Raw genomic sequence first — 22555 nt, forward strand, 5'->3', positions numbered from 1 at the left:
GGAATGCATCTAAAACCCCATGACGGCGCTCGATTCCTAGGCAATGCCTTCAACGGCGATCCCCCCGACGGGGTTCGCCGACTCGAAGCCGAATCGGGGCCGACGCGGGCGCCGGTGTCGCAACTCGACCTCGCCCGCATGATCGAGCGGGTCAGCCGGCGCTTCCTCGATTATCTCAGGCTCGAGCTGACCAAGCTCGGCGTCGATGACATCTCGCCCTCGCAGGTGATGGTCCTGCTCACCATCGGCCAGGGCGAGATCGCGGTGCGCGACCTGCTCGACCGCGGCCACTATGTCGGCTCGAACGCCTCCTACAACCTCAAGCAGCTGGTCGAGAGCGGGTATCTGGAGCGTGGGGCGTCGCCGCGCGATCGCCGCCTCGCCCGCATCTCGCTCTCGCCGAAAGGACAGCTCCTGGTCGAGCGGCTGAAGCTGCTCGACGAGACCAGCCAGTTCGGCCAAGGCCTCGACGATCTCGACACCGACCTCCAGACCACCCACGACACGCTGCGCCGCCTCGAGCAATGGTGGGGCGACGCGCTGCGCTATGGCGGGATCCTGCTGGCCTCATGCACGTCCTATTCGTTCATCGTTCAGGATCTGGTCAATTCGCTCACCTGATCCAACGCCTCGTCGCCGAAGGCGGCGAGGTCACGCTGGTGACGGAGAAGCCCGAACCGGATCGCCCGGGAGTGAGGCAGATCGCCTATTCCGTCGGCGAGCAGGCGACCGCGCATGCGACATTGGCCGCCACCGACTATCATGTGCGCACCGGCGAGGCGGTTGCCGCCGAGTTGAGCAGACTGCATCGGCACGACCGGCCGGACGCCATCCTCGGCCATGTCGGCTGGGGCGGCATGCTCTTCGCCAAGGATGCGATGCCGGGCGTGCCGCTGATCGGCTATTGCGAGTACTTCTACAACGCGACGGGTTCCGACCTCGACTTCGATCCGGCCTACACCGTGCCGGAGGCCGAGCGGCGGCGCATCCGCATGCGCAACGCCGCCCAATTGGTGACGCTACAGACGCTCGACTTCGCCTTTGCGCCGACCCGCTGGCAGCAGCGGCAATATCCGCGCGCCCTGCAGCAGCGCATCGCGGTCTGCCATGACGGCATCGACATCCATGCCTGCCGGCCGGATGCGCAGGCGGCGTTCGTGCTGCCCAATGGGCGGGTGCTTCGCTTCGGCGATCCAGTCGTCACCTTCGCCGCCCGCGATCTCGATCCCTATCGCGGCTATCCGCAATTCATGCGCGCCGCGGCGCGGATCGCTCAGGAGCGGCCCGAGGTGGTCTTCGTCGCTGTCGGCGGCGACGGGTCGGGCTATGGCCGCCCGCGGCCGGACGGGCGGCTCTGGCGCGAGGTGATGCTGGAGGAGACAGGCCTCGGCGACCGCATCATCCATATCCCCTGGCTTGCCCATGCCGATCTGGTCAAGCTGTTCCAGGTCTCGGCCGCCCACATCTATCTCAGCGTCCCCTTCGTCCTGTCCTGGTCGATGCTGGAAGCGATGGCCTGCGGTGCGCTGGTCGTCGGCTCGGCGACGCCGCCGGTACAGGAGGTGATCCGTCACGGCGTCAACGGCCTGCTCGCCCCCTTCTTCGACGATGTGAGGCTGGCGAGGATGGTGATTGCCGCGCTCGACCGGCAGGATGAGGTTGCGCCACTCCGCGCGGCCGCGCGCCAGACCGTCATCGCGCGCTATGAGCGCGAGGCCTGCGTCGATCGCCAGCTCGGCTTCATCGGCCGGCTCGTCGCCGAGGACGATCTGCTCGCGGCGCAGTGAGTGCCCATCGGCGCGAGTTGCCGAGCTGGCCTTCAGGCGGGGCGATAATCCCAGCTTCCCTGCGTCTCCAGCGCCGAACGCACCGAATTGGCCAGGAAGCAGCTCGCGTGCGCCTCATGGTGCAAAGCCTCGACTGCGGCCTCATCGGGCGCCTTCGGCCCGCTGAAGACGACATGCGGCTTCAGCGTCACCGTCGCGACCCACTCCTTGCCGTCGGCGTTCTTCGCCATCGCGCCGTCGGCGGCGTCGGCATAGCTGTCCACCCGGTAGCCGCGCAGCGCCGCAAGGTTGAGGAACCAGAGCATATGGCAGCTCGACAGGGCCGCGACATAGGCCTCCTCCGGGTCGACATTGGCCGGGTTGGAGAACGGCACGCGCACCACATGCGGCGAGCTTGAGGCCGGCACCTCCAGCCCGCCATCGAAGCGCCAGAGATGGGCGCGGCTGTAGCGGTTGTCGAGAAAGGCTTCCTCGTCGCCGCGCTGCCAGGTGATCGTCGCGCCATGCGTCGCCATCAGTTCTCTCCTTCTCCGGAGCAAGCTGCGAGCACCACGGCCCGCGTCGCCTGCAGATGCTGTTCGAGGATCGAACGGGCCGCCATCGCATCGCCCGCCGCAACCGCTGCGATCAATTGGCGGTGCTCGTTGGCCCAGCCCTGCTTGCGCGCCCCAGGGCCGAGCGCCTGGGCGGCGAAGCGATCGATCGGCGCGCGCAGTTGCCGAAACAGCGCAAGGCTGCGCGGCCGTTCCGCCGGACCGTAGAGCGCCTCGTGGAAGGCGATGTCGCCGGAAATCCAGCCGAGCCGGTCGTCGGCATCCTCCAGCCTGTCCTGCAGCCGCGCCAGTTCGCGCAGCGAGCGCTGGTCGTGCCGGCCGAGCGCCCGCGCCAGCAGATCGCCTTCGACCAGCAGCCTGAGATCGAACAGCTCGTCGATCTCCTGCGCCTGCGGCCGGCTCACGCGGGCGCCGCGATAATGCGCGATCTCAAGCAGGCCCTCGCTCTGCAACTGCGCCAGCGCCTCGCGCACCGGGATGCGGCTGACGCCGTATTCGGCGGCGATCTGCTCCTGACGCAACAGCTCGCCCGGAGACCAGCGCCCGGCATCGATCGCCTCGCGCAGGCGCTGGGCGAGGACGGACGCGGTCGTGGCAGGGGCAAGTGGAGCGATGATCATAGGATAATTGTATCCAAAATTTGCTCTGCCGCAAGCGGCCTCGTTTCGGTGCTGTTGTCAGGGCCGCGCCGGCCCAGCTACAAGCTCCCCGAACGAGAGGATCGTTCGCGCATGACATTCGAGATCGCCGCCACGCCGCAAGAGGCTGTCGACCGGCTGGAGCTGCTCTACGAGCAGGCGCGGACAGCGCTGCGCAACGATTTGCAGCGCTTCTTCCAGACGGCGCAGCCGCCGACGCTGGAGGAGCGGGCGCTCTATCGCTATCCGACGCTGCGCGTCACCTATGAGCCGTCCAAGCTGCCGGCGGCGACGCGGCGCGGCTACGCCAAGTTCTCCATGCCGGGCATCTACTCGACGACGGTGACGCAGCCGGGCGAGTTCCGCGCCTATCTGCTCGACCAGCTCCAGCCACTGGTCGAGGAATACGGTGCGACGATCGAGACCGGGATCAGCAGCCAGGAAATTCCCTACCCCTACGCGCTCGACGGCGGCGACGAGCTCGGCCGCGGCACGGTCACGGCGGCCGAGCTCGCCCGATACTTCCCGACGCCGCTCTTGGCACTGGTCGGCGACGAGATCGCCGACGGCACCTTCGAGATCGTCGAGGGCGAGCCGCGCCCGCTCTCGCTGTTCGACGCGGTCCGGGTCGACTATTCGCTGCGCCGGCTGGTCCATTATACGGGCACTGACTGGCGCGCCGTGCAGCCCTGGGTGCTGCTGACCAACTACCACCGCTATGTCGACCAGTTCGTCCGGCTCGCTCTGGCCGAGATCGAGGCAGGGACAGCGCAGGCGCTGGTCGCGCCGGGCGGCATCCGCATCGATCGCGACGGCATCGACGTCAGCGCCGCCGAGCGGGTGATGTCGGCCCCCTGGCACCGCTTCCAGATGCCGGCCTATCACCTGATCCGCGAAAACGGCGAGGGCGTGACGCTGGTCAATATCGGCGTCGGCCCCTCCAACGCCAAGAACATCACCGACCATCTCGCGGTGCTCAGGCCCAATTGCTGGCTGATGGTCGGCCATTGCGGCGGCCTGCGCCAGACGCAGATCATCGGCGATTACGTCCTCGCCCATGCCTATCTCCGCCAGGACGGCATTCTGGACGAGCTGGTGCCGCCCGACGTGCCGGTGCCGGCGCTGGCGGAGGTCCAGGTCGCCTTGCAGGAGGCGGCGGCCGAGGTCACCGGCGAGAAGGGCGACCGGCTGAAGCAGCGCCTGCGCACCGGCACCGTCGTCACCCAGGACGACCGCAATTGGGAGCTGCGCTGGAGCAAGGAGCGCAAGCGCATCAACCTGTCGCGCGCTATCGCGGTCGACATGGAATCGGGTACCATCGCCGCACAGGGTTATCGTCTGCGTGTGCCCTATGGCACTCTGCTCTGCGTCTCCGACAAGCCGCTGCACGGCGAGATCAAGCTGCCCGGCGCCGCCAACGCCTTCTATGAGCGGGCCGTCGGCGAGCATCTCAAGATCGGCCTTGCCGCGCTGGAGAAGCTGAAGGAAGCCGGCTCACAGATCCACTCTCGCAAGCTCAGGAGCTTCGACGAGCCGCCGTTCCGGTAGTGCCGCAAAACTCCTGGCTTACCGGAACGGACGCGGGGAACCCTCTCCTGGAAGGAGAGGGGTTCTCTGTCGTGGTTCCTACCCCGCAGGGCAGGCTGCCCCGCTATCGGCCCAGGCCTGCATCAGCTCGCCGAACTGCGCGTTCGTCCCCGGGACCGGCTGGCGGCCCTTGCCGGGGTTCCAGCCCCAGAGCACCAGCGTGTCCGAGGTGACGTGCTTGACGATCGCCGCAAGATCGCGGCTGCCATTGCGGTTCTGGTCCTTGAGCTGCTCGCAGATCTGGCCGAGCGTCTTGCCTTCCCACGCCATCGAAGCCGGGGCCAGCGCCCAATGGCCGTCGCCGGGGATGCCGGCGGGGTCGAAGTTCTGCTTGCCGTGGCAGGTGGTGCAGGCGAGGCCGGGCGCACCATGCCCGTCCTTGCCACGCACAACCATCGGCTGGTGTAGTCGCCTGGCATCGCTCTGGCGCGGCCGTTCCGTCGCCGGGTGGCAGTTCATGCAGCGCGGATGCTGCAGCACCTTGCCGATCTCGGTGAACAGCGCGACCGAGCGGTCGCGCTGATTGGCGATGCCGGCAAAGCTCGCCGCCGGGCGCAGGCTTGCGCCGCCCGGTTGCGGCGCCGGCGCGGTCTGCGCCAGGGTGAGCGCGCTGCCGAGCAGCAGGGTGACGGCGGCAGCCGCCGTGGCGAGAGCGACCTGGCGCATCACACGGTCCCTCCGACCATCGGCAGTGACAGCGGCCGCTCGCGCCCAAGGCGAGCCAGCGCATTGGCGACCGCCGGCCCGATCGGCGGCACGCCCGGTTCGCCGACCCCGGTCGGCTTCTCGGTCGAGGGTACGATCCGGACCTCGACTTCCGGCATCTCGTGGATGCGCAGCGAGCGATAGCTGTCGAAATTGGTCTGGACCGGCTTGCCTTGGTCGAGCGTCAATTCGCCGTAGAGGGCATGCCCCAGGCCGAAGCCGATGCCGCCCTCGATCTGGGCGCGGATGATGTCGGGATTGACGGCGACGCCGCAATCGATCGCGCACCAGACCTTGTGAACCTTGGGCTCGCCGCCCTCGCCGAGCGAGACCTCGGCGATCTGCGCCACATAGGAGCCGAAGCTCTCGACCACGCCGACGCCGCGGGCGCGACCGTTGGCGGGACCGGGCCCGGTCCATTTGGCGAGGTCCGCGACGGCCTTGAGCACGTTTGCCAGACGCGGCTCCTTGCCCATCAGGGCGAGCCGCCCGGCGACCGGATCCTGACCCGCCGCCTGCAGCAACTGGTCGACGAAGCACTCGACCGCGTAGCCGGTATGGGTGTGACCGACCGAGCGCCACCACAGGGTCGGCACGCCGACCTTGGTCGTGTGGACCTCGCAGCGGAAATCGGCGACCTCATAGGGCAGCTCGTTCGCACCCTCGACCATGGTGGCGTCGATGCCGTCCTTCACCGTCATCGCCTCGAACGGCGTTCCCAAGAAGAAGGACTGGCCGACGATGCTGTTGCTCCAGGCCGTGATCTTGCCATCCTTCACCGCGCCACGCATGCGATGCAGGAAGAGCGGCCGGTAATAGCCGCCGGCGAGGTCGTCCTCGCGGGTCCAGACCAGCTTGACCGGCCGGTTAGGGCCGATCGCCTTGGCGACCATGGCGAGCTCCGCCGCGAGATGCTGGCTCACCTGCGCACGCCGGCCGAAGGAACCACCGGCCAGCATCGTCTCGAGCTGCACCTTTTCCGGCGGCAGTTCGAGGATGGTGGCGATGGTCTGGTGCTCGGTGGTCTGGAACTGGCTGCCGAAGCGCGCGAGCGCGCCCTGCGCGTTCCATTCGAGATAGCCGTCGAGCGGCTCCATCGGCGCATGCGCCAGATAGGGGAACACGTATTCCGCCTCGATCACCTTGTCGGCCTTGGCGAGCACCGCCTCGGCGTCGCCATGCTTGCCCGCAACCGTCCCCTGGGTGCGCGCGAGCTTACGGTACTCGGCGATCAGCTCGCGGCTGCCGCGCTTTTCGGCTGCGCTCTCGTCCCAGGTCACCTTCAGCGCTTCGCGGCCCTTCAGCGCCGGCCACATGCCGGTGCCGTAGACGGCGACGCCCGAGCCGATCTGCAGGACGTCCACCACCCCCTTGATCTTCTTCGCCTCGGTCGCATCGAAGGAGGCGACCTTGCCGCCGAAGCGCGGCGGCCGGGCGACGACGACCGTCAGCATCTCCGGCGTGCGGATGTCGATGGTGAACTGTGTCTTGCCGGTCGATTTGCCCTGGCTGTCGAGGCGCTTGACCGCCCCCTCCTTGCCGATCAGCCTGAACTGGGCGGGGTCCTTGAGCTTGACCTCGGCCGGGGCCTGCAGCTTCGATGCCGCTTCCGCGAACTCGCCGAAGCGGCCCTGCTTGCCGGAGGCATGCCTGAGCACGCCCTTCTCGACGCTGATCTCGGCCGCCGGCACCTTCCAGGCCTCGGCCGCCGCCTGCACCAGCATGGCGCGGGCGGTCGCACCGGCCTTACGCATCTGTTCATAGGAATTGGCGATCGCGGTCGAGCCGCCCGTCCCCTGCACGCCGAAAGCCAGGTTGGCGTAGAGCTTGACGTCGGCCGGCGCATGCTCGGCCCGCATCTGGCTCCAGTCGGCGTCAAGCTCCTCGGCTGCGAGCGTGGCGAGCCCGGTGAAGGGCCCCTGGCCGAACTCGATATGCTTGACCAGCACGGTGACGGTATCGTCCTGCGCGATCCGGATGAACGCATTCGGCGCAAAGGTCGCGTTTCCGCCCGGCCGGAAGGCCTGCGCCGCGCCCGATTGCGCCCGGCCGGTCTGCGGCAGGCTCATGCCGATGACGAGCGCGCCGGCGCCCTTCAGGATGTTACGGCGCGAGAGAGAGATGTCATGCGCGGTCATGATCAACCCTCCAGCGTGCGTGCGGCGTCGTGGATCGCGGCGCGGATGCGGACGTAAGTTGCGCAGCGACAGAGATTGCCGTTCATCGCGAGGTCGATATCGCGATCGGTCGGCTTGCGGACCTCCTTGAGCAGGGCGATCGCGCTCATCACCTGGCCGGACTGGCAATAGCCGCATTGCGGCACGTCGTGCTTGACCCAGGCGGCCTGCACGGCCTCCGCCTCCTTGCCGGCGAGGGCCTCGATGGTGGTGATCTTCGCCTCGCCGATCGCGGAGACGGGCATGGAGCAGGAGCGCAGCGGCTGGCCGTCCATGTAGACGGTGCAGGCGCCGCATTGCGCGACGCCGCAGCCGAACTTGGTGCCGGTCAGCTGCAGATTGTCGCGCAGCACCCAGAGCAAGGGGGTGTCGTCGTCGACGTCGACGCTGTGGCGCGTTCCGTTGACTGTGATGGTATGGGCCATGGCTGCCTCTCTGGCTCGCTGGGCATGACGCAGCGCGGCACAAGGGCTGCCGGATCGAGGCTCGCTCGAAGGCCCGTTCTGACATATCAGAGGGCGGGCGGTGATCCGTCGTCTCGGGTCGCGCGACTAGACGAGTTAGACGTTTTGCGTCTAACTAGAATGGTCGCGCACAGTTTGGATTCTGTCAAGACTGCAAATGAGCGACCGCAGCGAAAGTTCCGTGGCGTCCGGCGAGGACGGCAACGGCCGCATCGAGCAGATCGCGGCGGCGGCGCTGCGCCTCTTCGCCCGCTACGGCTACAAGCGCACCTCGATGGACGATATCGCGCGCGAGGCCGGGGTCGCCCGCGCCACGCTCTACCTCCATTTCAAGGGCAAGGACGACGTCTTCCGGGCGATGCTCGCGGGCCTCGGCGGCCAAGTCGAGACACGTTGCCGCGAGGCACTGGCGACGCCTGGCCCTTTCGCCCATCGACTGGCTGCACTGATGGAAGCTCATCACGGTACCGCCTTCAGTGCCTTCAGCGCCGGCGAGCATCTCGGCGAGCTCAAGGCGGTGATGACCGCCATCGCCGGAGACGAGCTTGCCGCCTTCGAAGCGCTCTTCGTCCGCTTCGCCAGCGAGTTGTTCGAGGACGCGGCGGCGCGTGGCGAGATCGCGATCGCGCGCAGCGGCCTGTCGCTCAACAGCCTGATCGCGACGCTGACGCGTGCGGCGGCCGGCGCGAAATATGGCGAGCAGCCCTCCTGCGAACACTATCTCATCCGGCTGCGCGAGGTCGCGGCGGTGTTTGCGGCCGCGGTCGCACCGGCCGCATCCGCACCAAGCTGACCCGGGTCCAAGCCGGCCCTTGGCTCTAAGCCTTTCGTCTAGCGGCGATTGCTTCGCGGGCTCTGTATGGGATTCTGCGCACGCCCGCGCCGTTGACATAGGCGTTATGCGCGGTGCAGCATGCCGCCCGGGAAACGCACAATCGAGCAATGGGTAAGGTTATCCAGGGATGTCTGAGGATACTATTCTCTCGACCTCAGGCCTCACGAAAGAATTTGCCGGCTTCACAGCGGTGAATGGGGTTGATCTGAAGGTTCGGCGCGGCTCGATTCACGCTTTGATCGGGCCGAACGGGGCGGGCAAGACGACCTGCTTCAACCTGTTGACCAAATTCCTGCCGCCGACGCGGGGGCAGATCGTCTATAACGGCCGCGACATCACCGGCGAGAAGCCGGCCGAGATCGCAAGGCTCGGCCTGGTGCGCTCCTTCCAGATCTCGGCTGTGTTCCCGCAGCTCTCGGTCAAGACCAATGTCCGCGTCGCGCTGCAGCGCAAGCGCGGCGACAGTTTCGACTTCTGGCGTTCGGAAAAGGTGCTGTCCTCGCTCGATGCCGAGGCGCTGCGCCTGGTGGAGGCGGTCGGTCTCTCGGCCTTCGCCGAACTGCCGGCGGGCGAGCTCTCCTATGGCCGCAAGCGCGCGCTGGAGATCGCGACGACATTGGCGCTCGAACCCGAGATGCTGCTGCTCGACGAGCCGATGGCGGGCATGGGGCGCGAGGACATCGAGCGGATCGAGGCGCTGATCCGCAAAGTCTCGGCCAACCGCACCATCCTGATGGTCGAGCACAACCTTTCGGTGGTCGCCTCACTCTGCGACCGCATCACCGTGCTCGCCCGCGGCCAGGTCCTGGCCGAGGGCGACTACGCCACCGTCTCGAAGGACCCGCGCGTGGTCGAAGCCTATATCGGATCGGGGGTCGGCCATGGTCACTGAGGCGGTGCGGGAGCGCCCGGCCGTGACCGGCGGCAAGCCCTTGCTCGCCGTGCGCGGGCTCGAGGCCTGGTATGGCGAGAGCCATGTCCTGCATGGCATCGATCTCGATGTCGGCGAGGGCGAGGTGGTGACGCTGCTCGGCCGCAACGGCGCCGGCAAGACAACGACGCTGAAATCGATCATGGGCGTGATCGGCAAGCGCAAGGGCTCGGTCACCTTCGCCGGGCAGGAGACGATCGGGCTGCCCTCGCGCGCGATCGCCCGCCTCGGCATCGGCTATGTCCCGGAGGAGCGCGGCATCTACTCGACCCTCTCGGTCGAGGAGAACCTGATGCTGCCGCCGCAGGTGAAGCCGGGCGGCCTGCCGGTCGAGCAGATCTTCACGCTCTTCCCCAACCTCAAGGAGCGGCTGAAGAGCCAGGGCACCAAGCTTTCGGGCGGCGAGCAGCAGATGCTGGCGATCGGACGCATCCTGCGCACCGGCGCCAATCTGCTCCTGCTCGACGAGCCGACCGAAGGCCTCGCGCCCGTCATCATCGACCAGATCGGCGCCACCATCCGCATGCTCAAGCAGAAGGGCTTCACCATCGTCCTGGTCGAGCAGAACTTCCGCTTCGCCCAGACCGTCGCCGACCGTCACTATGTCGTCGAGCAGGGCAAGGTCGTCGACATGATCCAAAATGCCGAACTCGACGCCAATATCGACAAGCTCCACAGTTATCTCGGAGTCTGACGCAAGGCGTCCAACAAGAACATACCGACATCAGACATCTCAGGGAGGTAAGAATATGCAGCTCAAGACATTGCTCGCGGCCACGGCGCTGGGCGCGCTGATGGCCTCGCCGGCGCTGGCGCAGCAGATCTCGGTCAAGGCCGGCGTGCTCAACGATCGCTCCGGCCTCTATGCCGACCTCTCGGGCGAGGGCTCGGTGATCGCCGCGCGCCTGGCGGTGGAGGACTTCAAGGCAGCGGAGAAGGGCATCAAGGTCGAGATCGTCTCGGCCGACCACCAGAACAAGCCGGACGTCGGCTCGACCATCGCCCGGCAGTGGTATGATCAGGACGGCGTCGACCTGATCCTCGACGTGCCGACCTCCTCGGTCGCGCTGGCGGTCAACCAGATCACGCGCGAGAAGAACAAGGTCCACATCAATTCCGGCGCGGCCTCCTCGGACCTGACGGGCAAGGCATGCTCGCCGAACACGGTGCACTGGACTTACGACACCTATGCGCTGGCGCAGGGCACCGGCGGCGCCATGACCAAGGCCGGCGGCGACAGCTGGTTCTTCCTCACCGCCGACTATGCCTTCGGCCATGCGCTCGAGCGCGACACCTCGGCCGTCGTCACCAAGGCCGGCGGCAAGGTGCTGGGCGCGGTCCGCACGCCGTTCCCGGGCACGGACTTCTCGTCCTTCCTGCTGCAGGCGCAGGCCTCGAAGGCCAAGGTGATCGGCCTCGCCAATGCCGGCGGCGACACCATCAACTCGATCAAGCAGGCGGGTGAGTTCGGCATCGTCGCCGGCGGCCAGAAGCTCGCCGGTCTGCTCGTCTTCGCCACTGACGTGCACGCGCTCGGCCTGCAGACGGCGCAAGGCCTCGTCCTCACCGAATCCTTCTACTGGGACAAGGACGACGGGACCCGCGCCTGGTCGGAGCGCTTCGCCAAGCTCAATGGCGGCAAGAAGCCGTCCATGGTCCAGGCCGGCGTCTATTCCGGCATGCTGCACTATCTGAAGGCTGTCGAGGCGACCAAGGGCAAGGACGCGGCCGCCGTCATGGCCAAGATGAAGGAGATGCCGACCGACGACCCGTTGTTCGGCAAGGGCTCGGTCCGCGCCGACGGCCGCAAGATGCACGACATGTACCTGTTCGAGGTCAAGAAGCCCTCCGAATCGAAGGGCCCTTGGGACTACTACAAGCAGGTCGCGGTGCTGAAGGCCGACGAGGCCTTCAAGCCGCTCGCCGAGAGCGAGTGCCCGCTCGTCAAGAAGTGACAGGCTGAGCCTGTTCCAACGCGTCGCTCCGGGGCCGCATACGGCCCCGGACCAGCTTTCTTAGAACGGTCGATCGCATGTTCGAGCTCCTGGGTGTCCCTCCACAAGCCCTGTTCGGCCAGCTTCTGCTCGGCCTGATCAACGGCTCGTTCTACGCGATCCTGAGTCTTGGCCTGGCGGTGATCTTCGGCCTGCTCAACATCATCAACTTCACCCATGGCGCGCAGTACATGATGGGCGCCTTCGTCGCCTGGATGTGCCTGAATTATCTCGGCATCAACTATTGGGCGGCACTGCTGCTGGCGCCGATCGCCGTCGGCGTGACCGGCGTGGTGATCGAGCGCTTCCTGTTGAAGCGCATCGCCCATGTCGACCATCTCTACGGGCTGCTGCTGACCTTCGGCCTGGCGCTGATCATCCAGGGCCTTTTCCGCAACAATTATGGTTCCTCAGGCCTGCCCTATCAGATTCCGGCTGAGCTGCGCGGCGGAACCAATCTCGGCTTCATGTTCCTGCCGACCTATCGCGGCTGGGTCGTGGTCGCCTCGCTCATCGTCTGTCTCGCCACCTGGTTCATGATCGAGAAGACCAAGCTCGGCTCCTACCTGCGCGCTGCGACCGAGAACCCGACGCTGACCCAGGCCTTCGGCATCAACGTGCCGCTGCTGGTGACGCTGACCTACGGTTTCGGCGTCGCGCTCGCCGCCTTCGCCGGCGTGCTGGCGGCGCCGATCTATTCGGTCAATCCGAACATGGGCGCCGACCTGATCATCGTCGTCTTCGCCGTCGTCGTCATTGGCGGCATGGGCTCGATCATGGGCGCGATCGTCACCGGCTTCTCGCTCGGGCTGGTCGAGGGCCTGACCAAGGTGTTCTACCCGGAGGCCTCGGCGACCGTGATCTTCATCATCATGGCGATCGTGCTTCTGGTGAAGCCGGCCGGCCTGTTCGGCCGCGCCGCGTAAGGAATTGAGATGGCAGACATCGCTTCCACCGACGCTCCCGCCGCCGGCCTCACCATCGGCGAGACCGATGACGGCACCGCCCGTCTGCACCGCAACCTGTTCATCGGCATCGCGGTGCTGTTGGCGATCGCGCCCTTCGTCGCCTATCCGGTCTTCGTGATGAAGGTGCTGTGCTTTGCGTTGTTCGCGCTCGCCTTCAACCTTCTGCTCGGCTATGGCGGCCTGCTCTCCTTCGGCCATGCCGCCTATTTCGGCATGGCGAGCTATGTCAGTGCCTATACGGCAAAGCACTGGGGGCTGACGCCGGAGCTCGCCATCCTCTCGGGGACTCTGATCGCCGCTTTGCTCGGCCTCGCCTTCGGTTCGCTGGCGATCCGCCGCCAGGGGATCTACTTCGCCATGATCACCCTGGCGCTGGCGCAGATGGCGTTCTTCTTCTCGCTGCAGACGCCGCGCTTCACCGGCGGCGAGGACGGCATCCAGGCGGTGCCGCGCGGCAAGCTCTTCGGCCTCTTCAGCCTCGCCGACGACCGCGCCCTCTATTGGCTGGTGGCGGCGATCTTCCTCGGCGGGTTGCTGCTGATCTACCGGATCATCCACTCGCCCTTCGGCCAGGTCTGCAAGGCGATCCGTGACAACGAGCCCCGCGCCATCTCGCTCGGATACCGCGCCAGCCAGTACAAGCTCGCCGTCTTCGTGCTCTCGGCCGGCCTCGCCGGTCTTGCCGGCGCGACCAAGGCGATCGTCTTCCAGCTGGCCTCGCTCACCGACGTGCACTGGTCGATGTCGGGTGAAGTCGTGCTGATGACGCTGGTCGGCGGGCTCGGCACCGTTTTCGGCCCAATCGTCGGCGCGCTCGTCATCGTCTCCATGCAGAACTTCCTGGCGACGCTCGGCGCCTGGGTCACGGTGGTGCAAGGCATCATCTTCGTGATCTGCGTGCTGCTCTTCCGCGAGGGCATCGTCGGCGTCATTGCCAAATGGATCAAGAAGCCGCTGTGACGGCGGTGGCTACTGCTTGAGCAGATAGTCCGCCAGGGCGGCCCGGTTCGCCGCGTCGAGGCCGGCGGGCGGGCTCATCCAGCCACTGGGCACGACCGCATCGGGATCGGCGAGATAACCGAGCAGCCGCTCGCGGTCCCACGAGAGTCCTTGCGCCTTCGCCGCCTTGAACGCCGGCGAATAGTCGAACCCTTCGGCCGAGCCGAACACACGTCCGTTCAGCCCGTAAAGATGCGGCCCCGCCATGCCGGTCTTGGCGGGATCGAGACTGTGGCAGGACTGGCAGGCCTTGAAGACGGCGGCCCCAGCCGGCTCTTGCGCCTGCACTGCACCGCCAGCGATCAGCCCAGACGCGATGAGCGCAGCCGAGGCCGTCCTCACGCAGGCTTCACCGTCTGAATGCGCACCAGCCGGTTGGTGCCGCTCTCGCCGCCCCAGGCTTCGCCGCTGCGTCCGTCCATCTGGCGGACATTGGCGCCGGGCTTGTCGCTCGGGAAGCTGTCGAACGCCTCGGTGAGCGGATCGAAGCGGACGATGCTGTTGAGCGCGAAATCGGTGAGCCAGACCTTGTCGGCGTCATCGACATAGACCGAATAGGTCCGCGGCTTATTGCCGGGCAGCTTCCAGCCCTTCCAGCTACCGCTCTCGGTGTCGAAAGACGAGACCTGCCCGGAATTCCACTCGCTGACCCAGATCCGGTTCTTCGAATCCGACCAGACCCGGCGCGCGCCTTGGCCTTCCGTCGGCGGGTCGACCACGGTGAAGGCGCCGCTCTGGGTGTTGATCCGGGCGATGTAGTTGCCGGCGAGCGAGGCGAACCAGATCTCGCCTGATGGCGTGCGCGTCATGCCATAGGGGCCGGCACCGCGCGGCGCGTCGAAGATTTCCATCTTGCCCGAGATCGGATCGAGCCGGCCGACGATGCCGTGCTGGCCGGTGAACCAGAGCATGCCGGCCTTGTCGAACACCGGCGTGTTGAGATTGGCCCGCTCACGGCCCTCGGGCAGCTTGAACAACTCGACCTTGTGCGTCTTGTCGTCGACGCGGGTGATGGCGTTCTGGCCGCCTTCGGTGACCCAGGCGGCACCGTCCGGCCCGCGCACCACCCCATGCGGGGCGGCGCCGTCGCCGAGCGGGATCACCTTGGTCTGGCCGGTGCGCGGATCGAAGCGGCCGAGCACGCCGTTGCGCTGACCGCAGACCCAGATCGTGCCGTCGCCAGCATCGGTGACGTCGCGCGAGCCCTTGATCTCCGGCACCTCGAAATAGGTGACGATGAATGGATTGCCGGGCTGGGACTGCCCCGTGGCTTCGGCGCTGCGCAGGATCAGATTCGGCGCGGCGAGGCCGGCAAGGCCGAATTTCAGGAACGAACGGCGCAGCATTGGCGTCTCCTTTCGTAGTCGGCCGGCGAATGATCCGCCTGTTCAGCGCAGGCGTAAACCGACAACATCGTGAAACTGTGGCTGCGGCCAGACGGTTCCCTCCGTCTGATGACGGAAGGCCATTCGTTCCCCGTGAGCCCTCATCCTGAGGAGCCGCGTCAGCGGCGTCTCGAAGGATGGTCCAAGAGGCTCCGGAGTCATCTGGACCATCCTTCGAGACGGCCCTATGGGCCTCCTCAGGATGAGGGCTGAGGCGGCCGAAACGGGTCTCAGCGCTGCCGCTGGATGCCTTCAGGCAGGGTCGAGACGCGCGCCATCTCTCCGCTGCGGAACGCCATGGGATCGGCGAGATAGTCCAGCGCCATCGGCATGGCGTCGACACCCCAGAACACCTCGCCGTCGATCACCAGGCTCGGCACGCCGAACACCCCGGCGGCGATCGCCTCCTCCGTCGCCTGGCGCAGGCGATCCTTGACCGCCGGCTCGCCGATCAGTGCCAGGGCATCGGGGCGGCCGGCGGCGTCGGCGACCTCTTCCAGGACTTGCGGATCATTTGCCTCGCGCCCCTCGCCCCAGACGAGGCGGAAGGCGGCCGTGATCGCCGCTTCGTCGCCATCAAGCGCGGTCAACAAGCGCAGCATGGCGAGCGGGTTGAAGGGGTGGGTCGGCGGGAAGCGGAAAGGCACGCCCATCGCCTGTGCCTTGTGCGTCGCGAGCCGGTAGGTGTGGACGCGCTTGGGCGCGATCTCCGCCGGCCCGAGCTGACCCCAATGCTTCAATACCGCTCCGAAGACGATCGGCTTCAGTGCGATCGGCCGTTGCGCCCGGATCGCATCGAGCCGCGTCAGTGCCAGATGCGCGAAAGGCGAGATGACGTCGAAATACCAGAGGGCAGGCGCAGGCATGGGCGGGCTCACTTGACCAGCTTCAGCGCGGCGCGGAATTGCGGGTGCTCGGCCGAGCGCAGCCATTCGAACACGACCATCTCGGTGGTGACGATCTCGGCGCCATGCCGCTCCAGCCGCCGCAGGCTCACCTCCTTGCTCTCGGGCACGCGCGAGCCGACGGCGTCCTGCACGACCAGGACGCGGCGCTTGTGCTCGAGCAGCGACAATGCGGTCTGGCCGAAGCAGACATGCGCCTCGCAGCCGCAGAGGACGAGGTCGTCATCGCCGGCGATGGCCTCGATAAAGGCCGGCGCGGCACAGGCATCGAAGCTCATCTTGGCGATGGCGGGGGCGGCCTCGGCCAGCTCCGACACTGTCGAACCAAGCCCCGCGGGATTCTGCTCGGTCATCACGATCGGAACATCGAGAAGCTTTGCCGCTGCCACCAGCCTGCCGGCATTGGCGAGGAGGCGAGTTCCGTCATGGATCGCCGGCATCAAGCGCGCCTGGAAATCGATGATGACGAGGCGAGACCGCTTGGCGTTCATCAGATGCATCGGCGTCATCTCCGCAGGAGCCGGTCGAGCTCGGTTTCGACATGGCGCTCCATCAGCGTGCGCGCCGAAGCGCCGAACATGCGGATGCGCCGCGTATGCGCCAGCAGCAGCACGCCGGAAGCATGGGCGAAGGCGTCGGTCATGATCAAGTCGGCCTGCGCGGCATCGGCGCCCAACGCCAGCGCGGCGCCGCGGATCGGCGCCAAGGTCGCTTCCAGCGCCTCGTTCAGCGCCCTGTCGCGCTCGCGGCCGAGGCCGTGCGGCCGCATGCCGCCGCGGAACAGATAGAAGCCGAGATCGAGATCGCGCGGATTGGCGGCATAGAAATCGAAGAAGGCGAGGGCGGCCGCCGAGAAGCGTTCTGCCGGCGTGCCGGCAGAAGCGACCGCCGCATTGACCGCCTCCTGCAATGTCGCGATCGAGCGGCCGAGCACCTCGGCATAGAGCGCTTCCTTCGAGTCGAAATGGAAATAGAGCGCCGCCGGCGTGTAGCCGGCCTCGGCCGCGATCGCCCGCAGCGAGGCGCCGTCCAGCCCCTCGCGCTCAAAGACGGAGCGCGCTGCAGTGACGATACCCTCGCGCTTGGCATCCGTCGCAGCATAGCGGCCGCGCTTCCGGCTCGTTGCCCCCTCACCCACTCTGACCAGCTCCAAGCTCTTGACGAAAATCTAACGCCGTTTGATTTTAGCGGCAACGACGTTGCGGAGGAAGCTAGCATGCTGATGGATGCCGCCGGCTATCGTGAATCGCTGCGCGCCTATCGCCCGCGCGTCTTCGTCGGTGGACAACGCGTCGAGAGTGTCGCCGACGAGGCGCTGCTGCTGCCGGGCATCAACGGCATCGGCGTCACCTACGACCTCGCCCATGACGAAGCCTACCGGCCGATCATGACGGCGGTGCAGGGCTCCTCCGGCAAGACCGTCAACCGCATGCTCCATATCGACGCCTCCTCGAGCGACCTGCTCGCCAAGCTCGAGGCGGTCCGCCTGGTCTGCAAGATCTCCGGCTGCGCCCAGCGTTACCTGACGCATGACGCCTTCAACGGCATCCTGCAGGCGACGGTGCGGGCCGACGCAGACCACGGCACCGACTACACCCAGCGCTTCCTCGCCTATCTGCACCGTATCCAGGACGAGGATCTGACCTGCGGCGTCGCAATGACCGACGCCAAGGGCGACCGCTCGCTACGGCCGGGCGCACAGGCCAATCGCGATTCCTACGTCCATATCAAGGAGCGCCGGGCAGACGGCATCGTCATCCGCGGCACCAAGGCGATCGTCACCGGCGCGCCCTATGTCCACGAATTCCTGGTGATCCCCTGCCGCACCCACGCCAAAGGCGACGAGGATTTCGCGCTCTGCTGCGCCGTGCCCTGCGATGCGCCGGGTATCACCATCGTCGCGCGCCCGGCCGGGCGGCCGGGCGATCCCGCCGCCAAGTTCTCGGCGAAATACGGCCAGTCGACCGGCGCCGTGATGTTCGACGACGTCTTCGTGCCCTGGGACCGTGTGTTCATGGCCGGCGAGACCGAGGAGGCCGGCTATCTCACCACCAGCTACGCCACCCATCACCGCCATAGCTGCATCGCCGCAAGGGCCGGTTTCGGCGACCTGCTGATCGGCGCCGGCGCATTGATGACCCACGCCAACGGGCTCGATGCCGACAGGCATTCCCATGTCCGCGAGCAGCTGGTCGAGCTGATCACCATCACCGAGAGCTTCTTCGCCTGCGGTGTCGCTGCCTCGGTCTATTGCAGCAAGGACGCCTCGGGCGTGGCGATGCCGGACGCAGTTTTCGCCAATATCGGCAAGTTGCTGCTCGCTACCAAGATCTACGACATGCACCGCATCGCCCATTACGTCTCCGGCGGCCTCGTCGTCGCCCTTCCCGGTCCGGAAGAGGACCACAATCCCGAGACGTCCGCCTCGCTCGCAGCCGTGCTGACCGGGCGGCCCGACATCCCCTATGAGCAGCGCGCCGAGGTTGCCCGCTTCATCGAGGACCTCACCGTCTCGAAGGAAGCCGGCTGGTACTCGGTGATCTCGCTGCATGGCGGCGGCTCGCCCGAGGCGATGAAGCGCGAGATCTGGCGCAACTATCCGGTGATGGAGAAGGTCGCGCTGGTCGAGAGCCTGCTCGATCGCGGCGTGCTCGCCGACGGCTCGCGCGTGTCGAAGCAGCCCGGACGCTGCTGCGTCACCGGCTGCGAGGTGCCCGAACGCATCTCGACGCAGGAGGCGGCGGAATGACCATGCACGCTCACGCCACCCATCAGGTCCTCAACCAGGCCCGGCCCGCCACCGGCTGGAATGCCTTCTCCGGCGATACGGTGCTGCAGGGCGTCGTCGCGCGCGGCGCGCCCTGGGTCGCTGACAAGGCGGCGGCGCTCGGCGCCCAGGCTGGCGATGTCGAGGTGCAGGAGTTTGCCCGCCTGGCCAACCGCCATGGGCCGGAGCTCCGCAGCCATGACCGCTATGGCAATCGCCTCGACTGGATCGAGTTCCACCCGGCCTGGCATGAGCTGATGGGCCTCGCCTTCGCCCATGAGGTACCCTCGCTCGCCTGGACGACGAGCGAGCCGAACGGGCATCTTGCCCGCGCCGTGCTGTCCTATCTCTGGAACCAGGTCGAGCACGGGACGGGCTGCCCGACCGGCATGACCTATGCCGCCTATCCCGGCCTCGCCCAGCCAGAATTTGCGCTCTGGCGGCAGAAGATCACCTCGGGCCGCTACGACAAGCGCCCACTGCCGGTGGCGCAGAAGGACGGCGCCAGCATCGGCTATGCGATGACCGAGAAGCAGGGCGGCTCGGACCTGCGCCAGACCCAGACGACGGCCCGTTTCCTCGAGGACACGCCCGAGGGTCGGGTCTACCTGATCACCGGGCACAAATGGTTCTTCTCGGTGCCGCAATCCGACGGGTTCTTCACCCTGGCGCGGACGGAGAGCGGCGTCTCCTGCCTGTTCTGCCCGGGTTTCCTGCCCGATGGCAGCCGCAACCGGCTGCAGATCCAGCGCCTCAAGGACAAGGCCGGCAACCGCTCCAATGCCTCCTCCGAGGTCGAGTTCCGAGAATGCCTCGGCTGGCTGGTCGGTGAAGAGGGGGCGGGCATCAAGGAGATCCTCTCCCATGCCCATCTGACCCGGCTCGACTTCGCCGTCGGCTCGGCCGGGCTGATGCGCCAGGCCCTGACGCTGGCGCTGAACCACACCCAATCGCGCCGCGGATTCGGCTCCTCTCTGGCCGAGCAGCCGATGATGACCAATATCCTCGCCGATCTCGCCATCGACTGCGAGGCCTCGACCCTGATGGCCTTCAGGGTCGCCGCCGCGACCGATGCGATGGAGACGACCGAGCAGGAACGCCACCTCGCCCGCGTCACCACCCCGCTGGCGAAGTTCTGGAACTGCAAGCGCGCCGCCGCCTTCGTCGTCGAGGCGCTGGAGTGCCATGGCGGCAACGGCTTCATCGAGGAGAACCCGATGGCACGGCTCTATCGCGAGGCGCCGCTCAATGCGATCTGGGAGGGGACCTCGAACATGATGTGCATGGACGTGCTGCGCGCCTTCAACCGCGAGCCGCGCACCAAGGACGCCTTCATGACCGAGGTCGGCCAGGCGCGCGGCGCTAACCGCGCCCTCGATCGCTGGCTCGACCGGCTCGGAGACGAAGCCGCCAAGCCTCGCAACGATGACGGCCATGGCCGCCGGCTTGCCAATCTGATGGCCTATGCGCTGCAGGCCTCGGAACTGAGGAAGCACGCCGACGAGGCGGTGTTCGAGGCCTTCTGCCGCTCACGGCTCGACGCCGACTGGGGCTATGTCTTCGGTACGCTCGACCCATCGCCGGAGCTGGCGGGGATCGTAACGCGGGCGACGGTCGCGCAGGGCTGAAGCGCGGCCATCGCCGCCCCTCAGGGCAGGTTCTCGCGCAGCACGATCTCGATGCCGGGGCGGGCGGTTCCTTCCGCCGCCGGGCGGCCGGCGCGCAGGTTTGCGAAGATCGCGACACAGCTCATCAGCGTCGCCAGCGGCTGCTGGGTGATCACCGCGTCCATGGTGCCGTCGACGAGTAGCCCACGCGTCTCCGGCGTCAAACCATGGCCGACGAAGACGACATCCTGCCGCCCGGCCTCCTTCAGCGCCCGGGCGATGCCCTCCGGCCCGCCGCCGATATTGTAGATGCCGGCGAGGTCCGGATGCTGGCCGAGCAGGGTCTTGGTCTGCCGGTAGTTCTTGGCCTCGTCGTCATGGCCTTCGCGCAGGCCGACGACCTCGATGTCCGGATAGAGCTCCTCGAACAGGTGCAGGAAGCCCATCTCGCGCTCCTCATGGGCGCGATAGCTCAGGCTGCCGGCGATCATCGCCACCTTCGCCCGGCGCGGCCCGATGAAGCGGGCGATGAGCTGGCCGGCGGTGCGCCCGGCGGCGCGGTTGTCGAGGCCGACATAGGCGGCGCGGGCGGTGTTGGCGATGTCGGAGATCAGGGTGACGCTGGGGACGCCGCGTTCGGCGAGGGCATCGACCGCCTCGCGCACCATCGGATGCTCCAGCGCCATGAAGGCGACGCCGTCAACCTCGCGGCCGATGCGCCGAAGCGCATGGGCGAGCAGCTCCGGCTTGAAGCTCTCGATATGCTCGACCCTGGCGCGCATGTTGAAGGATGCCAGCTGGTCCTGCGACCCGGCGATCAGCCGGCCGAGCAGGCCGAGGAAGCGGTTGTTCCCGGCCGGTAGCAGGAAGCCGAGCCGCAGGGGCCGCAGCGCGCTAGCCGGCAGCGCCCCCTCCATGACATAGCCGAGCTCGCCCGCCGCCTTCAGCACGCGCTGCACGGTCGCCGGCCTGACGCCAGAGCGCCGGTTCAACACCCGGTCGACTGTCGCCGTCGAGACCCCCGCCAGGCGTGCGACATCCTCGACCCGCGCCATCTGGCGGCGGCGCGGAACCTCCTCGGCAAGCTTGGGGATCGGCGCATTCATTCCATCAAAAACCATCAGAAAATGATCTTGAAGACCATCAGACGTGATTTCTATGCTGAGCGTCAAGCACTCAAGAGCGATCAAATCGCATCACGTCCGCCAGGGAGGACATCATGACCGGACCGAGCCGCCGCACGCTCATCAAGGGCCTCGCCGCCGCCCCCGCCGCATCGCTGATCGGCATGCCGATGATCGCGCGGGCCGCCGAGATCGAGCTGAAATACGGCAACAACCTGCCGCTCAGCCACCCGCTCAACATCCGCGCCCAGCAGGCCGCCGAGCGCGTCGCCAAGGAGACCAACGGGCGGGTCGAGATCAAGATCTTCCCGAACAACCAGCTCGGCGGCGACACCGACATGCTGAGCCAGGTGCGCAATGGCGGCATCACCTTCTTCACCCCGTCGGCGCTGGTGATCGCGACCCTGGTGCCGGTCGCGGCGATCAACGCGGTCGGCTTTGCCTTCGCCGATTATGATCAGGTCTGGAAGGCGATGGATGGGCCGGTCGGCGCGCATGTCCGCGCTGCGATCGAGAAGGTCAATCTCTACGCCTTCGAGAAGATGTGGGACAACGGCTTCCGCCAGATGACCACCTCGGGCAAGGCGATCGAGCGGGCGGCCGACATGGCCTCGCTCAAGATCCGCGTGCCGGTCTCGCCACTCTCGATCTCCATGTTCAAGGCGCTCGGCGCCGCGCCCGCCAGCCTGCAGTTCTCCGAGGTCTATTCGGCCCTGCAGACCAAGGTTGTCGATGCGCAGGAGAACCCGCTGCCGATCATCCAGGTCGCCAAGCTCTACGAGGTCCAGAAGAGCTGCGCTGTCTCGAACCATATCTGGGACGGCTTCTGGTTCATCGCCAACGGCCGCGCTTGGCGGGGACTGCCGCCGGACATCCAGAAGATCGTGGCGTCGGCCATCAACGATGCCGGCGTCGCCCAGCGCGGCGACATCAAGAGCCTCAACGAAACCGTGCAGACCGATCTGCAATCCAAGGGGCTTGCCTTCAACAAGACCAACCCCGACAGCTTCCGGGCCAAGCTCCGCGACGGCGGCTTCTACAAGGAATGGCAGGAGCGCTTCGGCGCCGAGGCCTGGGGGCTGCTCGAAGGCGCGGTCGGCAAGCTCGCCTGAACCGATCCACCACGTC

The 22555-nt window shown here is 67.1% G+C and carries 23 protein-coding genes; 12 read left to right on the forward strand and 11 right to left on the reverse strand.

All coding sequences use genetic code 11. The features are described 5' to 3' along the window. Nucleotides 1–3: 3 nt before the first annotated feature. Together BMZ69_RS13890 and BMZ69_RS13895 are read left to right on the forward strand one after the other, a co-directional pair. The gene (locus BMZ69_RS13890) at nt 4–621 is read left to right on the forward strand and encodes a MarR family winged helix-turn-helix transcriptional regulator (protein WP_092157453.1); all 618 of its coding nucleotides are present in this window, start codon (nt 4–6) and stop codon (nt 619–621) included. Next, a complete protein-coding gene (locus tag BMZ69_RS13895; RefSeq protein ID WP_092157455.1) occupies nt 570–1787 on the forward strand; it encodes a glycosyltransferase in 1218 nt (405 codons plus the stop codon). Before BMZ69_RS13890 ends, BMZ69_RS13895 begins: the two co-directional genes overlap by 52 nt. 32 nt (nt 1788–1819) lie before the next feature. Here the strand turns inward: BMZ69_RS13895 and BMZ69_RS13900 are convergent, their stop codons facing one another. Then, nucleotides 1820–2302 carry an OsmC family protein gene (locus BMZ69_RS13900; RefSeq protein WP_092157457.1) on the reverse strand — a complete coding sequence of 161 codons (483 nt, stop codon included), beginning with the start codon at nt 2300–2302 and terminating at the stop codon, nt 1820–1822. Next, nucleotides 2302–2961, reverse strand: coding sequence for a GntR family transcriptional regulator (locus BMZ69_RS13905; RefSeq protein ID WP_092157459.1), 660 nt, complete (start codon nt 2959–2961; stop codon nt 2302–2304). The genes BMZ69_RS13900 and BMZ69_RS13905 overlap by 1 nt, the downstream gene beginning before the upstream one ends. Before the next feature lie 111 nt (nt 2962–3072). Here BMZ69_RS13905 and BMZ69_RS13910 point away from each other — a divergent pair, with 111 nt between their 5' ends. Further along, nucleotides 3073–4527 carry an AMP nucleosidase gene (locus BMZ69_RS13910; protein ID WP_092157461.1) on the forward strand — a complete coding sequence of 485 codons (1455 nt, stop codon included), beginning with the start codon at nt 3073–3075 and terminating at the stop codon, nt 4525–4527. Nucleotides 4528–4605: 78 nt separating this feature from the next. On the opposite strand, the gene BMZ69_RS13915 is transcribed toward BMZ69_RS13910, so the two are convergent. Genes BMZ69_RS13915 through BMZ69_RS13925 form a run of 3 tightly spaced genes read right to left on the reverse strand, consistent with a single transcriptional unit; the run spans nt 4606 to nt 7873 of the window. After that, nucleotides 4606–5232 (reverse strand): Isoquinoline 1-oxidoreductase subunit, encoded by a 627-nt coding sequence (locus BMZ69_RS13915; RefSeq protein ID WP_092157463.1) that lies wholly within the window; start codon nt 5230–5232, stop codon nt 4606–4608. Then, nucleotides 5232–7409, reverse strand: coding sequence for a xanthine dehydrogenase family protein molybdopterin-binding subunit (locus tag BMZ69_RS13920; protein WP_092157465.1), 2178 nt, complete (start codon nt 7407–7409; stop codon nt 5232–5234). The genes BMZ69_RS13915 and BMZ69_RS13920 overlap by 1 nt, the downstream gene beginning before the upstream one ends. A gap of 2 nt (nt 7410–7411) precedes the next feature. After that, complete coding sequence (locus BMZ69_RS13925) at nt 7412–7873, reverse strand: (2Fe-2S)-binding protein (protein ID WP_092157467.1); 462 nt, start codon at nt 7871–7873, stop codon at nt 7412–7414. A 196-nt stretch (nt 7874–8069) separates the two neighbouring features. Between BMZ69_RS13925 and BMZ69_RS13930 the strand changes: the two genes are divergently transcribed. The 6 genes from BMZ69_RS13930 to BMZ69_RS13955 all read left to right on the forward strand — a co-directional run bounded on the left by BMZ69_RS13930 (nt 8070) and on the right by BMZ69_RS13955 (nt 13600). Beyond that, a complete protein-coding gene (locus tag BMZ69_RS13930) occupies nt 8070–8705 on the forward strand; it encodes a TetR/AcrR family transcriptional regulator (protein ID WP_092157469.1) in 636 nt (211 codons plus the stop codon). A 169-nt stretch (nt 8706–8874) separates the two neighbouring features. Continuing rightward, nucleotides 8875–9639: an ABC transporter ATP-binding protein gene (locus tag BMZ69_RS13935; protein WP_092157471.1), complete on the forward strand. Its 765-nt coding sequence runs from the start codon at nt 8875–8877 to the stop codon at nt 9637–9639. Then, nucleotides 9629–10372, forward strand: a complete 744-nt coding sequence (locus tag BMZ69_RS13940) for an ABC transporter ATP-binding protein (RefSeq protein ID WP_092157473.1) — start codon at nt 9629–9631, stop codon at nt 10370–10372. The genes BMZ69_RS13935 and BMZ69_RS13940 overlap by 11 nt, the downstream gene beginning before the upstream one ends. Nucleotides 10373–10427: 55 nt before the next feature. After that, nucleotides 10428–11633 carry an ABC transporter substrate-binding protein gene (locus BMZ69_RS13945; RefSeq protein WP_092157475.1) on the forward strand — a complete coding sequence of 402 codons (1206 nt, stop codon included), beginning with the start codon at nt 10428–10430 and terminating at the stop codon, nt 11631–11633. Nucleotides 11634–11710: 77 nt separating this feature from the next. After that, on the forward strand, nt 11711–12598 hold the full coding sequence (locus tag BMZ69_RS13950) for a branched-chain amino acid ABC transporter permease (RefSeq protein WP_092157477.1): 888 nt from the start codon (nt 11711–11713) through the stop codon (nt 12596–12598). A gap of 9 nt (nt 12599–12607) precedes the next feature. Next, nucleotides 12608–13600 carry a branched-chain amino acid ABC transporter permease gene (locus tag BMZ69_RS13955; protein WP_092157479.1) on the forward strand — a complete coding sequence of 331 codons (993 nt, stop codon included), beginning with the start codon at nt 12608–12610 and terminating at the stop codon, nt 13598–13600. Nucleotides 13601–13609: 9 nt separating this feature from the next. On the opposite strand, the gene BMZ69_RS13960 is transcribed toward BMZ69_RS13955, so the two are convergent. From BMZ69_RS13960 to BMZ69_RS13980, 5 genes are all read right to left on the reverse strand, one after another. Next, complete coding sequence (locus tag BMZ69_RS13960; RefSeq protein ID WP_092157481.1) at nt 13610–13981, reverse strand: c-type cytochrome; 372 nt, start codon at nt 13979–13981, stop codon at nt 13610–13612. Then, nucleotides 13978–14985 (reverse strand): Vgb family protein, encoded by a 1008-nt coding sequence (locus BMZ69_RS13965; protein WP_092157483.1) that lies wholly within the window; start codon nt 14983–14985, stop codon nt 13978–13980. The genes BMZ69_RS13960 and BMZ69_RS13965 overlap by 4 nt, the downstream gene beginning before the upstream one ends. Nucleotides 14986–15254: 269 nt before the next feature. Further along, nucleotides 15255–15890: a 2-hydroxychromene-2-carboxylate isomerase gene (locus BMZ69_RS13970; protein ID WP_092157485.1), complete on the reverse strand. Its 636-nt coding sequence runs from the start codon at nt 15888–15890 to the stop codon at nt 15255–15257. 8 nt (nt 15891–15898) lie between these two features. Further along, nucleotides 15899–16429, reverse strand: coding sequence for an isochorismatase family protein (locus tag BMZ69_RS13975; RefSeq protein WP_092157559.1), 531 nt, complete (start codon nt 16427–16429; stop codon nt 15899–15901). Nucleotides 16430–16434: 5 nt separating this feature from the next. Then, nucleotides 16435–17067, reverse strand: coding sequence for a TetR/AcrR family transcriptional regulator (locus BMZ69_RS13980; protein WP_092157487.1), 633 nt, complete (start codon nt 17065–17067; stop codon nt 16435–16437). Between the two features lie 78 nt (nt 17068–17145). Between BMZ69_RS13980 and BMZ69_RS13985 the strand changes: the two genes are divergently transcribed. Further along, a complete protein-coding gene (locus tag BMZ69_RS13985; RefSeq protein ID WP_092157489.1) occupies nt 17146–18678 on the forward strand; it encodes a 4-hydroxyphenylacetate 3-hydroxylase family protein in 1533 nt (510 codons plus the stop codon). Further along, on the forward strand, nt 18675–20324 hold the full coding sequence (locus BMZ69_RS13990; RefSeq protein ID WP_092157491.1) for an acyl-CoA dehydrogenase family protein: 1650 nt from the start codon (nt 18675–18677) through the stop codon (nt 20322–20324). The genes BMZ69_RS13985 and BMZ69_RS13990 overlap by 4 nt, the downstream gene beginning before the upstream one ends. A 20-nt stretch (nt 20325–20344) precedes the next feature. Here the strand turns inward: BMZ69_RS13990 and BMZ69_RS13995 are convergent, their stop codons facing one another. Continuing rightward, nucleotides 20345–21424, reverse strand: a complete 1080-nt coding sequence (locus BMZ69_RS13995) for a LacI family DNA-binding transcriptional regulator (protein WP_244543362.1) — start codon at nt 21422–21424, stop codon at nt 20345–20347. 98 nt (nt 21425–21522) lie between these two features. Here BMZ69_RS13995 and BMZ69_RS14000 point away from each other — a divergent pair, with 98 nt between their 5' ends. Beyond that, nucleotides 21523–22539, forward strand: coding sequence for a TRAP transporter substrate-binding protein (locus BMZ69_RS14000; RefSeq protein ID WP_092157495.1), 1017 nt, complete (start codon nt 21523–21525; stop codon nt 22537–22539). The last annotated feature ends 16 nt before the right edge of the window (nt 22540–22555 follow it).

Source organism: Allobosea sp. CRIB-10 (assembly GCF_900112185.1).
In the GTDB taxonomy this organism is placed as follows: domain Bacteria; phylum Pseudomonadota; class Alphaproteobacteria; order Rhizobiales; family Beijerinckiaceae; genus Allobosea.

Excerpts from the sequence above, each read along its gene's own strand:
- BMZ69_RS13890 (WP_092157453.1), top strand. The coding sequence starts at position 4 with ATGCATCTAAAACCCCATGACGGCGCTCGATTCCTAGGCAATGCCTTC.
- BMZ69_RS13895 (WP_092157455.1), top strand. The coding sequence starts at position 570 with ATGCACGTCCTATTCGTTCATCGTTCAGGATCTGGTCAATTCGCTCAC.
- BMZ69_RS13900 (WP_092157457.1), bottom strand. The coding sequence starts at position 2,302 with ATGGCGACGCATGGCGCGACGATCACCTGGCAGCGCGGCGACGAGGAA.
- BMZ69_RS13905 (WP_092157459.1), bottom strand. The coding sequence starts at position 2,961 with ATGATCATCGCTCCACTTGCCCCTGCCACGACCGCGTCCGTCCTCGCC.
- BMZ69_RS13910 (WP_092157461.1), top strand. The coding sequence starts at position 3,073 with ATGACATTCGAGATCGCCGCCACGCCGCAAGAGGCTGTCGACCGGCTG.
- BMZ69_RS13915 (WP_092157463.1), bottom strand. The coding sequence starts at position 5,232 with ATGCGCCAGGTCGCTCTCGCCACGGCGGCTGCCGCCGTCACCCTGCTG.
- BMZ69_RS13920 (WP_092157465.1), bottom strand. The coding sequence starts at position 7,409 with ATGACCGCGCATGACATCTCTCTCTCGCGCCGTAACATCCTGAAGGGC.
- BMZ69_RS13925 (WP_092157467.1), bottom strand. The coding sequence starts at position 7,873 with ATGGCCCATACCATCACAGTCAACGGAACGCGCCACAGCGTCGACGTC.
- BMZ69_RS13930 (WP_092157469.1), top strand. The coding sequence starts at position 8,070 with ATGAGCGACCGCAGCGAAAGTTCCGTGGCGTCCGGCGAGGACGGCAAC.
- BMZ69_RS13935 (WP_092157471.1), top strand. The coding sequence starts at position 8,875 with ATGTCTGAGGATACTATTCTCTCGACCTCAGGCCTCACGAAAGAATTT.
- BMZ69_RS13940 (WP_092157473.1), top strand. The coding sequence starts at position 9,629 with ATGGTCACTGAGGCGGTGCGGGAGCGCCCGGCCGTGACCGGCGGCAAG.
- BMZ69_RS13945 (WP_092157475.1), top strand. The coding sequence starts at position 10,428 with ATGCAGCTCAAGACATTGCTCGCGGCCACGGCGCTGGGCGCGCTGATG.
- BMZ69_RS13950 (WP_092157477.1), top strand. The coding sequence starts at position 11,711 with ATGTTCGAGCTCCTGGGTGTCCCTCCACAAGCCCTGTTCGGCCAGCTT.
- BMZ69_RS13955 (WP_092157479.1), top strand. The coding sequence starts at position 12,608 with ATGGCAGACATCGCTTCCACCGACGCTCCCGCCGCCGGCCTCACCATC.
- BMZ69_RS13965 (WP_092157483.1), bottom strand. The coding sequence starts at position 14,985 with ATGCTGCGCCGTTCGTTCCTGAAATTCGGCCTTGCCGGCCTCGCCGCG.
- BMZ69_RS13970 (WP_092157485.1), bottom strand. The coding sequence starts at position 15,890 with ATGCCTGCGCCTGCCCTCTGGTATTTCGACGTCATCTCGCCTTTCGCG.
- BMZ69_RS13975 (WP_092157559.1), bottom strand. The coding sequence starts at position 16,429 with ATGCATCTGATGAACGCCAAGCGGTCTCGCCTCGTCATCATCGATTTC.
- BMZ69_RS13985 (WP_092157489.1), top strand. The coding sequence starts at position 17,146 with ATGCTGATGGATGCCGCCGGCTATCGTGAATCGCTGCGCGCCTATCGC.
- BMZ69_RS13990 (WP_092157491.1), top strand. The coding sequence starts at position 18,675 with ATGACCATGCACGCTCACGCCACCCATCAGGTCCTCAACCAGGCCCGG.
- BMZ69_RS13995 (WP_244543362.1), bottom strand. The coding sequence starts at position 21,424 with ATGGTTTTTGATGGAATGAATGCGCCGATCCCCAAGCTTGCCGAGGAG.
- BMZ69_RS14000 (WP_092157495.1), top strand. The coding sequence starts at position 21,523 with ATGACCGGACCGAGCCGCCGCACGCTCATCAAGGGCCTCGCCGCCGCC.